The following is a 13,357-nucleotide window of genomic DNA, read 5'->3' on the forward strand; positions in this document are numbered from 1 at the left end:
CGCCTCAGTTTTGTTATTTGACCTGGGCAATAATAACTGCTCTATTTTTGGCTGATATGACGGATAACCCTCAAAAAGCGCCATCATGAAAACGATCGGTTTCGTGGTTTTTCCCGGTTTCAACCTGTTGGACTTTGCCGGGCCGCTGGCGGCGTTCGACAACGTCAATCAGTTCACCGACACGCCGGCTTACCGCTGCCTGGCGATCTCGCCGCAGGGCGGGGCGGTGACCAGTTCCGCCGGGGTGGAGATCGCCACTCAGCCTTGCCATAACGCCCGCTTCGATACGCTGGTGGTGGCCGGCGGGCGCGGCAACGTGGCGGCGGCGCAGTCGCCGGTGCTGGTGGATTTCTTGCTGACCCAGCGCCGGCAGACCCGGCGCATCGCCAGCGTGTGCACCGGCGCGTTTATTCTGGCGGCCTGCGGGCTGCTGGACGGCAAACGCGCCACTACGCATTGGTATCATGCGGCGCAGCTGCAGCAGCGCTATCCGCGCATTCGGGTCGACAGCAACCGGATTTTCATTCGGGACGGGGATATCTGGACCTCGGCCGGCATCAGCGCCGGCATAGACCTGGCCCTGGCGATGATTGAGGACGATCTTGGCGAGAACATTGCCGCCGGCGTGGCGCGCCAACTGGTGGTGTATCACCGGCGCCCCGGCGGCCAGTCGCAGTATTCGTTGCTGCTGGCGCTGAATCCGTCGTCGGATCGCATCCGCACCGCGCTCTCTTTTGCCCGCGAGCATTTGCAGCGGCCGCTGGCGGTGGCCGATCTGGCGGCGGCCGCCTGCCTGAGCGAGCGTCAGTTCGGCCGGATGTTCCGCGCAGAAACCGGCCAGACGCCGGCCAAGGTGATCGAACAGCTGCGGGTGGAGGCGGCCAGGGTGCGGATCGAAGAGAGCAGCGAAACGCTGGAGGCCATCGGCCGGGCGGTGGGATTCAGCGATCCGGAACGCATGCGGCGGGCGTTTGTGCGGGTATTTGGCCTGTCGCCGCAGGCGATCAAACGGCTGAGCCGCGCGGGATGAATTATTTTGCCACGCCCCGGCGGCGTGGCGCACCAGAGGAGCAACGGATGTATCAGGATTTTGCAAGCGAGTTGGATTGGGCGATGCGCCATATGCCGCGCACCCGTGCGGCGGTGGCCGCGCTGCCGGATCTCAAGGGGGTGCGTCTGGCGTGCAATATGCACCTGGATCTGAAGATGGCGCCGCTGGTGGCCGGGCTATTGGACCAGGGGGCGGCGGTCTATCTGACCACCTGCAACCCGACCACGGTGCAGGATGACGTGGTCGCCTGGCTGGAGCGGCGGGGCGCGCAGGCCCATGCCTGGCGCGACATGAGCGCCGCCGACTGGTCGGACTCTTTTGATCGCGCCCTGGCCTGGCAGCCGACTCACCTGTGCGAGATGGGGGCGGATCTGACCACGCGCCTGCATCAGACGGCGGAAGGGCCGCAGATCGTCGCCGGGCTGGAGGCCACCGGGTCCGGCATCAGCCGCCTGAACGGCATGGCGCCGCGCTATCCGATCTTCAACTGGGATGACCTGCCGGTGAAGGAAGGGTTGCACAACCGCCATATGGTTGGCCTGACCGCCTGGCACACCTTCTTCCAGACCACCCATTTAACGCTGCACGAAAAATGCGTGCTGGTGATTGGCTACGGGCTGGTTGGGCAGGGGGTGGCGGCGTCGGCCAAAGCCTACGGCGGCCAGGTGATAGTGGCGGAGATCGATCCGGCGCGGGCCCTGCAGGCGCGTTATGACGGCTGGGCAGTGGTCGACCTGGCGACGGCAGTTGGCCAGGCGGACGTGATCGCCACCGCCACCGGGGCGAAGAACGTGCTGTCGGCCCGGCATTTGCAGCAGGTCAGGGACGGTGCGTTTATCCTCAACGTCGGCCACGTGGCGGAAGAGATTGACGTCGGCTTCCTGCAGGCGCTGCCGCACAGCGAACCAATGCCGTTTGTTAACGCTTACCAACTTGCGGACAAACAGCTCTATTTACTGGCCAACGGCTCGATGTTCAACCTGACCGCCGGCTACGGCGACAGCCTGAATGCCTTCGACGTGACGCTGGCGGTGATGGCGGCCGGCATCGGCCACATCGTCGGCGCCGGGGCGCGGCAGGCGCCCGGTTTGTATCTGTTGCCGCAGTCGGCCTGGCAGCCGGCGCTGTAACTTTTCAATCGCGGGCGCCCATCCCAGAGCGCCTGCGGTTTTCGCCGTTTTTGGTCCGACAGAATTTGTCACAAATCCGCCGCACAATCCCAGTGCCAACCGCCGAACCCTCACATATAATCCGCTAAGTTCAAGCCCCCATTTCAGAGTAATGCATGTGAAAATACGTGTTTTGGTACTAACCCTGCTCGCTTTGCAGACAGGAGCAGGCTTCGCGCCGCGCGCGCTGGCCAGCGACAACGCCGCGGCCACGCACGCCGCCCAGCCTGAGCTGGCGTCCGGCAGCGCCATGGTGGTGGATATGCAAACCCATAAGGTGATGTACGCGCGCAACCCCGACGAAGTGGTGCCGATCGCCTCGATCACCAAGCTGATGACCGCGATGGTAACGCTGGACGCCCATCTGCCGCTGGATGAAATGCTGTCGGTGGATATCCATCAGACGCCGGAAATGAAAGGGGTGTACTCGCGGGTGCGCCTGAACAGCGAAATCAGCCGCAAGGACATGCTGCTGTTGGCGCTGATGTCGTCGGAAAACCGCGCCGCCGCCAGCCTGGCGCACCACTATCCGGGCGGCTACGGCGCTTTCATCAAAGCGATGAACGCCAAGGCCAAAGCGCTCGGTATGACCAACACCCATTATGTGGAGCCGACCGGGCTGTCGATTCATAACGTCTCGACCGCGCGCGATCTGACCAAGCTGTTGATCGCCACCAAACAGTACCCGCTGATTGGCCAGCTCAGCACCACCACCGAGCGTACGGCCAGCTTCAGGGATCCCAACTATCAGCTGCCGTTCCGCAACACCAACCATTTGGTGTACAACCCGAAATGGAACATTCAGCTGACCAAGACCGGCTTTACCAACGAAGCGGGCCACTGCCTGGCGATGCGCACCATGATCGGCAGCCGTTCGGTATCGCTGGTGGTGCTGGATGCGTTCGGCAAGTACACCCATTTTGCCGACGCCAACCGCCTGCGCAGCTGGATTGAAACCGGTAAGGTGACGCCGATCCCGGCCGCCGCCCGCGACTATCGCCGGCAGAAAGACGCCCGCCTGGCGAAGAACGAAACCGAGTAATCCGTTTTTACGGCCTGCCGCGCTTGCCGCAGGCCGCTTGATGACAAACCTCTCTCACGCTGCCGCCACGTCCCGCACGCAGATATCGCCGGTGCGTTGCTGCGCTTATCCGCTATTCTCCATTAATACCCTATCGTTTACGGCAGAGGATCTCATGAGCCAGGTTTCCACTTTTGTGATGTTCCAGGGCGCCGCCGGGCAGGCGATCGATCTCTACAGCGAGCTGTTTGAGCGCTTCCGGGTGCAGCAGGTCCAGCATTATGACGCGGCGCCGGACGGCAAGCGGCTTATCAAGCATGCCGCCATCGATTTTGACCGGCAGAACCTGGTGTTTATCGACAGCCCGATCAGTCACGACTTCGGCTTCACCCCGGCGGTATCCCTGTTCGTCAATCTGGCCAACGAAGCCGAGCTGGAGCGGGTGTTTGCGCGGCTGGCGGAGGGGGGAAAGGTGCTGATGCCGCTGGATGATTACGGCTTCAGCGCGCGTTTCGGCTGGCTTAACGATCGCTTTGGCCTGTCCTGGCAACTGAACGTGCCGGCGGGGGATCTCGGCTGAGCCGCCGTGTAGAAAACGGATTTTATCCGATACACATCGGCGGGCGTTTACCGCTATGCTAAACCAGCAATAACTCACGATTTTAAAAAGGATGAACCGCTTTGGCCGGAAGTAGCTTACTGACGTTAATTGATGATATCGCCTCACTGCTGGACGACGTCTCGCTGATGACCAAAATGGCGGCGAAAAAAACCGCCGGCGTGCTGGGGGACGATCTGGCGCTCAACGCGCAGCAGGTCACCGGGGTCAAGGCCGACCGCGAACTGCCGGTGGTGTGGAGCGTCGCCAAGGGCTCGTTTATCAATAAGGCGATCCTGGTGCCGCTGGCGTTGTTGATCAGCGCCTTCGCGCCCTGGGCGATTACGCCGTTGCTGATGGTGGGCGGCGCCTACCTGTGCTACGAGGGGTTTGAAAAAGTCTTCCATAGCCTGAGCCGGGGTAAAGAGGCGGGGGAGGAGAAAAAAGAGGCGCTGGACGTCAATGAGGACGCAACTGCCTATGAAAAACGCAAGGTCAAGGGGGCGATACGCACCGACTTTGTGCTGTCCGCCGAGATTATCGCCATCACGCTGGGCACCGTCGCCGGCGCCAGCTTCAGCCAACAGGTGATCGTGCTGTGCGGCATCGCCATCGTGATGACGATTGGCGTTTACGGCATCGTGGCGGGTATCGTCAAGCTCGACGATCTGGGGCTGTACCTGAGCCGCAAAAGCAGCGCATTGGCGCGCTCCATCGGCGGCGGCATCGTCAGCGCCGCGCCTTATCTGATGAAAACGCTGTCGATCGTCGGCACCGTCGCCATGTTTATGGTCGGTGGCGGCATCCTCACCCATGGCCTGCCGCCGGTGCACCATCTGTTCGAAGACTGGGCATCTTACGCCACCGTCGTACCTACCTTCGGGCATATTCTGCAGGGCGCGATCCCGGCGTTGCTGAACGTGGTGTTCGGCCTGATTGCCGGCGGCGTGGTGTTGGCGGTGGTATCGGCGCTGGGCGCTATCCGCGCACGCTTCACCGCCTGATAGCCGAGGGGGGGCGTTTTGCGCCCCCTCTCTCTGATGTTACGGCCGGCTGTCGCCGCCGTCCCCCAGCGTGCGCTGCATGATATGGGTATCGCGCCATTCCCCCAGTTTGAATCCCACCGCCTTCAGCGTGCCCACGCTGTGAAACCCCAGCTTTTGATGCAGCGCCAGCGAGCCCCGATTGGCGGCGGCGTCACCGACGATCGCCAGCATCTGCCGCCAGGGCCCCTGTTCGCAACGGGCGATCAGCGCCGCCAGCAGCGCTTGGCCGATGCCGTTGCCCTGTTGGCCGGGGGCGACATACACCGAATCCTCTACCGTATAGCGGTAAGCGGGGCGCGGCCGGTAAGGGGTGGCGTAGCAGTAGCCGAGGATGCGGCTTTCGCTCCTGGCCACCAGCCAGGGCAGCCCGGCTTCCCGCACCTTGCCGAGCCGCTGCTGCATTTCCGCCAGCGTCGGCGGGGTTTCTTCGAATGAGGCCGCGCCGTGCAACACGTGGTGGGCGTAAATTTGCTGCACCGCAGCCATATCGTCGGGCGTGGCGTCAGCGAGGAGCAATACCGGGGCGGAGAACGTCATGGCGGTTCTGTTTACCTTGGCAAATCAGTGGATAACCGCATTATGCTCCCCGCCCGAGGCGAAGGTAAATCGGGCTTTCTTATGTGAAGATAAGAAAAACCTATGGCTGCCGGGACGCCGGGCGTGCAGACAGCCAAGTTTTCAAGGCGCCGGACGCCAGCAGCACGCCGAGGATCACCCAGGCTGCCCCGGCCAACTGCCAAACGTTGGGGGCGTGGCCGGTGAGGGTGGCGACCAGCATGGTGAACACCGGCGCCAGATTTATGAAGACTGCGGTACGCACCGATCCTATTGCTTCCAGCCCTTTGGTCCACAACAGATAGGCCAGCAATGAGCCGCACAGCGCCAAATAAACCACCGCCGCATGCACGCTGGGCGCGGCGCCGGTCAGGCTTTGCCAGGGGCGCTCGAAAATAAATCCCAGCGGCAGCAACGCCAGCGTGCCGAACAGCATGGAATAGCTGGTGGTTTCGATGGCGGTAGCGCCGCTCACCAGGCGGCGGGTGCCGACCATATTCAGCGCCCAGGCCAGGCTGCCGAGCAAAATGATGCCGTCGCCGGGGCTGATATCCAGCCGCAGCAACGCCTGGATATCGCCTTTGGTGATAACCAGCGCCACGCCGATAAAACCGGCCAGCAAACCGGCGATGCGCGGCGGGTTGAACCTTTCATTTTCCCAAATAATGCTGAACACCATCGTCCACAGCGGGGTGGTGGCGAGGATCAGCGCGCCGTTGATCGGCGTGGTGGATTGCAGGCCAAAGAAGGTGCACAGGTTAAACACCGTAAAGCCGAGTATTCCCAGCCCAAGATAGGCCGGCCAATTTTTCTTCAGCACGCTGAGCCGCAGCTGTCCGCGCAGGCCGAAGATCAGCAGCAGCGCCAGGGTCGCCAGGCTGAAGCGTTCTATCGAGGCGCTGATCGGCGGCTGGTGGGCGATGATGTAAGCCCCGGCGTTGAAGTTGGTGCCCCAAAAGAAGGTGGCGACAATCACGCCTGAGTAGGCCAGCGGCAGTGAAGTTTTCATGGCGGTTTCCTGTTGATGAAAAAACGGACAGAAAACAGTTTGCGCCTATCGCCGTTAGGGTAAAATCCCACATGAATTCACCTGAAATGTGAGAAAACACCCATGTTCAATTGGGAGGATCTGCATTACTTCATGATCTTCGCCCGCGAAAAATCGCTGTCCGGCGCGGCGCGCAGCCTGCAGGTCGATCATGCTACCGTCGCCCGGCGCATCGCCAGCCTGGAGGTTGCGCTGCAGCTAAAGCTGGTGGATCGCCGCCCGCGCAGTTACCTGCTGACCGCTGACGGGCAGCGTATCGCCGCTCAGGGGGACGATATGATGCTCAATGCGTTTGCCGTCAGCAGGGCCGCGCTTGCCGGGCGGCACGGCGTTTCGGGTGAGGTTACGCTCAGTGTGCCGCCGGTGATGGGGTTGACATTGATCGCGCCGCGTCTCGGTGAACTGCGGCGGCGTCATCCCGAACTGCGGTTAATTCTGCTGGCGAATACCGCTAACCTGTCTCTGCTGCGCGGCGAGGCCGATATCGCTATTCGGCTCAGCCGCGCCAGCGAAAGCGATCTGGTGGCGAGGAAAATCGGCACCACGGAGTTTGGCTTGTACGCCAGCGCCGACTATTTGCGGGTGACGCCGGACTCGGCGCTCGGTTTTATCGGTTACCACGATGAGCTTGCCGCTCCGGCACAGCAGCGCTGGCTGCTGGAACAGGCCGGCCCCCGGCCAATGGTGTTGCGCAGTAACGATCTGATGATCCAGGCCGCCGCCGCGGTCGCCGGTGCCGGCGTGGCGCTGTTACCGCATTTTTTGGCTCAGGGCGGCGGCCTGCAACGGTTGGCGCCGCAGCTCGCGTTGCGTCGTGAAATCTGGCTGACGGTGCACGACGATATTCGCCATGCACCGGGCATTGTCGCCGTTACGGCGTTTTTGCTGGAGTGCTTTGCCGACGTGGCGGGCATCGTCCGGCTGGTGGATGCCGCCGGGTAAATAGCGTCAGCCGCGCATCAGGTGGCCGACCGCCTGGCGCAAATAGTCCAGCAGCGCCGGGGTCAGCCAGGTTCCTTCGGTCAGCGTCGGCTCCCGGTCCATCGCCTGGCGGATTTTCATTTGGGTTGCCGGACTGGGGCCGGCATAAGACTGGAACAGCTCCAGCCAGTTGGCCGCCAGTTGCCTCGCCTGCGGCGAGTCGGGCGGCACGCCGTCCTGCAGCGCCTGATGGAAGCGGGCGATCAGCGCCGGCCATTCCTGCAGCCGGGTGAAGTAGTGGCGGCGCACGTGGGCGTACTCTTCTTCCGACAGGTACTTTTGATAAATCGCCAGCTTGGTTTCGGCAAAGGCGCGGGTCACGTAGTCGGTCATGGCCGGCGTGATGCCGGTCTGTTCGCGTATCGCGGGTTCTTCGGCATGCATGGCGTTAAGCCGGGTGAGGAAGGCCGGATTGCCGGCGGTATCGCGCTCCAGCATCTGCATCCAACGGCGCGCCAGGGCCTGCGCTGGTTGCGCCTGGGGTTCGACGCCGCTCGCCATCAATTGGCCCACGTCGTTCACCAACGCGGCCCATTCCTGATTGCGGGCCGCGTCGGCCTGATAGAAGGGCAGTTGCGCCAGCTCATCGGCAGTGAAATATTTGTCGTACATGGTCATTAACTCCAACGTAGTCAGCCAGTCGTTCAGTTCCGGCTCATTCCCGGCGGTGAGCTGGGCGTGCATATGCTGCAGCCTGCCGCGCAGCGCGGCGATTTGCGCCAGCTGCCGATCGAACATGGCAATCTGTTGTTCAATCACCGCCGGCAGCGCCAGGCCGGAACGTTCCAAAATCGCCCCAACTTCCGCCAGCTTCATGCCCAGGCGCCGCAGCGCCTGGATATGGTGCAGGCGGGTGATGTCAGCCCGGTCGTACAAACGATAACCGGCGTCGGAACGCGCAGAAGGGACCAGCAGGCCTATGCTGTCGTAGTGATGCAGCGTTCTGACGGTGATGCCGGAACGCCGCGCCAGTTCGCCTATTTTCAATAACATGGGTCACTCCTCCCCGGTGCGTGCAGGAATACTAAAGCCTGACGTTGCGTGAGGGTCAAGAGCGCGTAAGCAAAAATGATGGGAAAGCGGCGGGCCCGGCCAGCGGCGCCCGCCACGGGTGATCCTGCAGGGGTTACCAGCCTTTTACCGCACCGCCGTTGAAGATTTTCTCTGCGGCCTTGTTCACTTCATCCGACTCATAGGCCTTGACGAAGTTCTGCACGTTCTGCGCATCCTTGTTGTCTTCGCGCGTGACGATGATATTGGTGTACGGCGAATCTTTGTCTTCGATAAAGATGCCGTCTTTGGTCGGCGTCAGCCCGGTTTGGTTGATGTAGGTGGTGCTGATGATAGCGACGGTGACTTTCGGGTCGTCCAGCAGGTGCGGCAGCTGCGCGCCTTCGATCTCCATGATTTTGTAGTTATGCGGGTTGGCGCTGATGTCCAGCGCGGTGGGCAGCAGCCCCTTGCCCGGCTTCAGCGTAATCAGGCCGGTTTTTTCCAGCAGCAGCAGCGCGCGGCCGAGGTTGGTCGGATCGAGGGGAATGGCGATCACCGCGCCGTCCTGCAGCTCTTTCAGCGATTTTATCTTCTTCGAGTAGCCGGCCATCGGGAATACGAAGGTGTTGCCGACCGCCACCAGCTTGTAGCCGTGCTCCCTGTTTTGCTGCTCGAGGAATGGCCGATGCTGGAACACGTTGGCGTCCAGATCGCCTTTGTCGGTGGCCTCGTTTGGCAGCAGCGAGCCGCTGAAGCCCACCAGTTCCACGTCCAGGCCGTATTTCTCTTTCGCCACCTGCCTGGCGACCTCCGCCACGTCTTGTTCGGCGCCGTTTATCACCCCGACCTTGATGTGATTCTGACTCGTTTTTTGATCGCAGCCCTGCAGCGCCAGCACGGCGGCAAACGCCGCCAGCAGAGGGGTGTAACGCCAACTCTTGGTCATCGAAGACTCCCTGAAAAGAACAATAAAATCAGTTGGTTTTGTCCTGACAGATAATCCTGAAGCTGTAGTGAAGTCAAACGCTTGCTAAGCACAAACGGCTATAGCTAATAACCGTTATAGCGGGCGCAATACCAGAATGCCCGGCGTCGCCAGCACGTAATCCATAAAGGGCGAATCCACCACCTGCATGTTTTCTTTGCGTGACGATGCGTTACGCAGCATCGGGCCGCGGTCGGTCATCACGAAGATGCCGGTATGGGTAACGTCAAGCCCGGCCAGGTTGGTGTAAATGCCGATGTAATCGCCGGTGCGCAGCTGGGACAGTACCTTGTCGTCGACGTTATCGCTGGGGATGTAGGTGATGCTGCGGCGCAGGGGCTTCAGGCCCGGCAGGTAATTACTGCCGTCCGCTTTCAGATTGAGGTTTTTTTCCAGCGTGACTGCACGCGGGCTGAGCTGCGCGGTGATATCTTTGGCGACCACCCGTGGCCGCTGCGCCCAGTCGGTGAAGAAATGCTTGCGCTGCGGGAAGCTGACCTCGCCGTTGACGTAGCGGATGTTAATCAGATTGCGCACGAATTCGCTCTGGGTATGGGCGGTGCGCAGCGCCTCGACGTAGTCGATAAAGGTAAAGCAATCCAGGCCGCGGAAGTCGATCACCAGCTGCTCCGGCGTTTCCTGCGAGCCGATCAGCCGGTTGGCGACGTAGGGGGTGCCGAGGAATTGCCGGGAGATCAGATCGGCGCTGCGGCCGCCGCCTTGCCCGGCAATGGGCTGGGCGAGGATGGCATTGAGCTGCCGCAAGGTAGCGTCATCCATCCGGGCCTGCGTATCCGGCTCGGGGCGCGTAGCGCCCGCCGGTTGGGATGTTGAGCCCGCTGCGGGGGAACGCCCGGCGCATCCGCTCATGGCTATAACTAGCATCAGTAAAACAACCTTGTACATTCAACCCTCCAATGGTTTCGCTTGGTTATCATCGAAATGATAACAGTTCGCATCCTTTGATGGGCGCTTAAAAAGTAAATATGGTGTAAATGGCGATCGATAAATCAGTAACCGATTTCGCTGTTGAACGGCAAATACCAGAACAACGCAATCTCATGATCGGCGATTTCCGGCTGCGCGCGATACAGCAGATGGTCGATGCCGCCGAGAATGAAGCCGCTGTCCTGGTAGCAACGGCAGGCCGCCAGGTTGTTGTTCTGCGTCTCCAGCATCATACCTGAGGTCTCCTGGCTGCGCGCCCAACCTTTGGCGCACGCCAGCAGGGCGCGGGCGATACCCAGGCGGCGCACGTGAGCGGCCACGACGATCTCTTCAATCAGCGTATAGCCATTCCAGTTTTTGCTCAGCGTGACATGGCCGACGGCCTCACCGCGATGGCGAGCAAGAAACGTCTCGCTTTCTTCGTTGACGAAGGGCGCCGGCGGGTAGCTTTTGCGAAACGGCGCCACCGGCCTGGTTGGCCAGCTGTCGACCGGGGTGTCGAACAACGGCTGGGCGTAGCAGGAGATTTGAAAGCTGAAGTCGCAGCTTTCCAGGTAGCCGGCGGGCAGCTGGCCGACGGCGGCGATCTGAATGGCCGGGATCATCGAGCCAGCTCCCTGATCAGGCGGGCGGGGTTGCCGGCGTAAATTCCCGGGCGGGTGATGTCGCGGGTCACCACCGCGCCGGCGCCGATCACCGCGCCGCTGCAGATGCTCACCGCCAGCACGGTGGCGCCGGAGCCGATAGCCACCCGATCGCCGATGCGCGTCCGGCCCCAGCTCGCCGGATCGGCATTGGGGGCGCCGTCTTTAAACAGATCGTTGGCGAAGGTGACGTTGTGGCCGATAAAACAATCCTCGCCGAGGGTCACGTATTCACAGATAAAGCTGTGCGACTGAATTTTGCTGCGGGCGCCGATGCTGACGTTGCGCTGGATCTCGACGAACGGGCCGACGAACACCTCGTCGCCGAGGCGGCAGCCGTACAGGTTGCAGGGTTCGACCAGGGTAACGTTGCGGCCGGCCTCAATGTCGACAATCCCCGCCTGGCGGAGCGTTATTGCAGATGACATGGCATTCCTCTCAGCCATTACACAATGGAGGGATTATAAAACAAACCGCCGCCGCCTCCGCGCTTTCCGCACGCTTTTTCAGCAAAAGGCTATAATCAATACAGGGGAGAGAGCCCCGTGACCGCAATCCTCGTACGGGCAGCTATCCGTCAGGGGTGTTAAATTCGTTCGCCGATTGCGACTTAAGGCGATGGAGGAGGTGTCTCATGGTCAATCACGTTTGGGGGCTTCTGGCGCATCCAAGCGCCGAGTTCGAACACATTAAAAGCGAGAACGAAAGCGTCTCGCACCTCTATACCCACCACGTGCTGTTGCTGGCGGCGATCCCGGTGGTCTGCGCCTTTATCGGCACCACGCAGCTGGGTTGGCTCTCCGGTGAAGGGCACGCGATCCGGCTCGATATGTTTACCGCATTGTATACCGCCGTGGCGTTCTACCTGCTGATGCTGGCAGGCGTGGCGATCATGGGGCAAGTGATCCACTGGATGGCGCGCCGTTATGAATCGCGCCCCAGCCTGCACCGTTGCATGGTGTTCGCCGGCTACGTTGCCACCCCGATGTTCCTCAGCGGCATCGTGGCGCTCTACCCGGTGGTGTGGCTGTGTCTGTTCGTCGGCATTATCGGCCTGTGCTACTCGGGCTATCTGCTGAATCTGGGCATTCCGCACTTCCTGAATATCGACAGCAAGGAAGGGTTTATCTTCTCCAGCTCAACCTTCGCCATCGGCATCCTGCTGCTTGAATTCCTGCTCGGGGTGACGGTGCTGCTGTGGGGGTATGGTTCCTGGTTATTCTAAGTTGAGTCAGTCTTTGCCCCCCGCGCCGCCGGCGCGGGGGGCTTTTGCGTTTTAAGGTCTGCGGAACACCAGCATCACGCCGAGCACGATACTCGCCATGCCCAACAGGCTCATCGCCGCCAGCGCGTGGCCGAGCAGCAGATAATCCAACAGGGCGGTCACCGCCGGGATCAGGTAAAACAGGCTGGTGACCTGCACCAGATTGCCGCGCTGGATCAGGCGGTACAGCAGAAAGGTCGCCAGCACGGATATCACCACCGCCATCCACACCAGCGGCAACGCGAACTCCAGCCGCCATTCCACCCGCAACGGTTCGAACGGCAGCACCAGCGTACACATCAACAGCCCGACGGCGTACTGTAGCGGCAACACCGCCAGCGGTGGCTGGGTCATGCCTTTTTGCAACAGGGTGCCGGCGGTCATGCAGCCCAGCGCGATAAAGGCGCACAGCATGCCGATGAGCGAGAAGCGGGCCACCATCAGGCTTTGATACACCACCAGCGTCAGACCGGCCAGCGCCATCAGCAGGCCGAGGCCGCGCAGCCCGGCGCAGCGCCGTTCGGTGACGAACTGGGTGAGGATCGGCTGCACGCCGAGCAGCGTGGCCAGCACCCCGGGGGTAATGCCCCGTTCCAGCGCCAGCAGATAGCAAATCTGGTAGCTGCCGATCATCAGCAGGCCAATCAGCGCAACGCGCCGGCGGGTGCCGGGGGCGGGCAGGCATTGCCGCTGCCACAGGCCGATGGCCAGCAGCAGCGCCAGCGCGATGGCGCAGCGGAAGAACAGGAAAGCGAAGGCGGAGGCGTGCTCCAGACCCCAGCGGGAGAAGATCGCGCCGCTGCTCCATAGCAGGACGAACAGCGTAGCCAGGCCGGCATTGGCCCATTGAGAAGGTAATCGCATTTCATTTCACCTGTCGTGAAAATTACAGGCTCCGGCACGCACGGCGGTCTACGCCTGAGCGCAAAAATTTAGAAAAAGCCGGAGGTAAAAAGTCGGTTTGGCTTAGCGCACAACCACTATGCGTGGCGGGTAAGCGGCAACCGCGGTGACGACAGAAGAAACGGCGGGTGGGGCGGAGGATGCGCACGAC

General features: G+C 61.8%; 15 protein-coding genes. 7 read left to right on the plus strand and 8 right to left on the minus strand.

The features are described 5' to 3' along the window. Positions 1-85 precede the first annotated feature (85 nt). The 5 genes from KHA73_RS06960 (at position 86) to KHA73_RS06980 (ending at position 4,843) form a co-directional block, all read left to right on the plus strand. Positions 86-1,030 carry a GlxA family transcriptional regulator gene (locus KHA73_RS06960; RefSeq protein ID WP_234589901.1) on the plus strand — a complete coding sequence of 315 codons (945 nt, stop codon included), beginning with the start codon at positions 86-88 and terminating at the stop codon, positions 1,028-1,030. Positions 1,031-1,077: 47 nt separating this feature from the next. After that, on the plus strand, positions 1,078-2,181 hold the full coding sequence (locus KHA73_RS06965) for an adenosylhomocysteinase (protein WP_234589902.1): 1,104 nt from the start codon (positions 1,078-1,080) through the stop codon (positions 2,179-2,181). A 151-nt stretch (positions 2,182-2,332) separates the two neighbouring features. Further along, positions 2,333-3,262: a D-alanyl-D-alanine endopeptidase gene (pbpG, locus tag KHA73_RS06970; RefSeq protein ID WP_234589904.1), complete on the plus strand. Its 930-nt coding sequence runs from the start codon at positions 2,333-2,335 to the stop codon at positions 3,260-3,262. Positions 3,263-3,416: 154 nt separating this feature from the next. Further along, complete coding sequence (locus KHA73_RS06975; protein ID WP_234589905.1) at positions 3,417-3,821, plus strand: VOC family protein; 405 nt, start codon at positions 3,417-3,419, stop codon at positions 3,819-3,821. A gap of 101 nt (positions 3,822-3,922) precedes the next feature. Beyond that, positions 3,923-4,843, plus strand: coding sequence for a DUF808 domain-containing protein (locus KHA73_RS06980; protein WP_234589907.1), 921 nt, complete (start codon positions 3,923-3,925; stop codon positions 4,841-4,843). A gap of 39 nt (positions 4,844-4,882) precedes the next feature. Here the strand turns inward: KHA73_RS06980 and KHA73_RS06985 are convergent, their stop codons facing one another. Both KHA73_RS06985 and KHA73_RS06990 read right to left on the minus strand, forming a co-directional pair. Beyond that, complete coding sequence (locus KHA73_RS06985; RefSeq protein ID WP_234589909.1) at positions 4,883-5,422, minus strand: GNAT family N-acetyltransferase; 540 nt, start codon at positions 5,420-5,422, stop codon at positions 4,883-4,885. Positions 5,423-5,522: 100 nt separating this feature from the next. Continuing rightward, complete coding sequence (locus KHA73_RS06990; protein WP_234589911.1) at positions 5,523-6,449, minus strand: DMT family transporter; 927 nt, start codon at positions 6,447-6,449, stop codon at positions 5,523-5,525. Between the two features lie 102 nt (positions 6,450-6,551). Here KHA73_RS06990 and KHA73_RS06995 point away from each other — a divergent pair, with 102 nt between their 5' ends. Continuing rightward, positions 6,552-7,430: a LysR family transcriptional regulator gene (locus tag KHA73_RS06995; RefSeq protein ID WP_234589912.1), complete on the plus strand. Its 879-nt coding sequence runs from the start codon at positions 6,552-6,554 to the stop codon at positions 7,428-7,430. Between the two features lie 6 nt (positions 7,431-7,436). On the opposite strand, the gene KHA73_RS07000 is transcribed toward KHA73_RS06995, so the two are convergent. From KHA73_RS07000 to KHA73_RS07020, 5 genes are all read right to left on the minus strand, one after another. Beyond that, entirely contained in the window at positions 7,437-8,462 is a 1,026-nt protein-coding gene (locus KHA73_RS07000) for a MerR family transcriptional regulator (protein WP_234589914.1), read from the minus strand. A gap of 133 nt (positions 8,463-8,595) precedes the next feature. Beyond that, positions 8,596-9,408, minus strand: a complete 813-nt coding sequence (locus KHA73_RS07005) for a MetQ/NlpA family lipoprotein (protein ID WP_234589916.1) — start codon at positions 9,406-9,408, stop codon at positions 8,596-8,598. A gap of 114 nt (positions 9,409-9,522) precedes the next feature. After that, positions 9,523-10,353 carry a DUF1460 domain-containing protein gene (locus tag KHA73_RS07010; protein WP_234589917.1) on the minus strand — a complete coding sequence of 277 codons (831 nt, stop codon included), beginning with the start codon at positions 10,351-10,353 and terminating at the stop codon, positions 9,523-9,525. Between the two features lie 104 nt (positions 10,354-10,457). Continuing rightward, positions 10,458-11,000: a GNAT family N-acetyltransferase gene (locus KHA73_RS07015; protein WP_234589918.1), complete on the minus strand. Its 543-nt coding sequence runs from the start codon at positions 10,998-11,000 to the stop codon at positions 10,458-10,460. After that, the gene (locus tag KHA73_RS07020; protein ID WP_234589919.1) at positions 10,997-11,467 is read right to left on the minus strand and encodes an acyltransferase; all 471 of its coding nucleotides are present in this window, start codon (positions 11,465-11,467) and stop codon (positions 10,997-10,999) included. The genes KHA73_RS07015 and KHA73_RS07020 overlap by 4 nt, the downstream gene beginning before the upstream one ends. 206 nt (positions 11,468-11,673) lie before the next feature. On the opposite strand from KHA73_RS07020, the gene KHA73_RS07025 reads away from it, so the two are divergent. Continuing rightward, on the plus strand, positions 11,674-12,264 hold the full coding sequence (locus KHA73_RS07025) for a Yip1 family protein (RefSeq protein ID WP_234589920.1): 591 nt from the start codon (positions 11,674-11,676) through the stop codon (positions 12,262-12,264). Between the two features lie 51 nt (positions 12,265-12,315). Here KHA73_RS07025 and KHA73_RS07030 read toward each other — a convergent pair whose 3' ends face one another. Beyond that, positions 12,316-13,167, minus strand: coding sequence for a DMT family transporter (locus KHA73_RS07030; RefSeq protein ID WP_234589921.1), 852 nt, complete (start codon positions 13,165-13,167; stop codon positions 12,316-12,318). Between the last annotated feature and the right edge of the window lie 190 nt (positions 13,168-13,357).

Source organism: Serratia entomophila, from assembly GCF_021462285.1.
Lineage (GTDB): Bacteria > Pseudomonadota > Gammaproteobacteria > Enterobacterales > Enterobacteriaceae > Serratia > Serratia entomophila.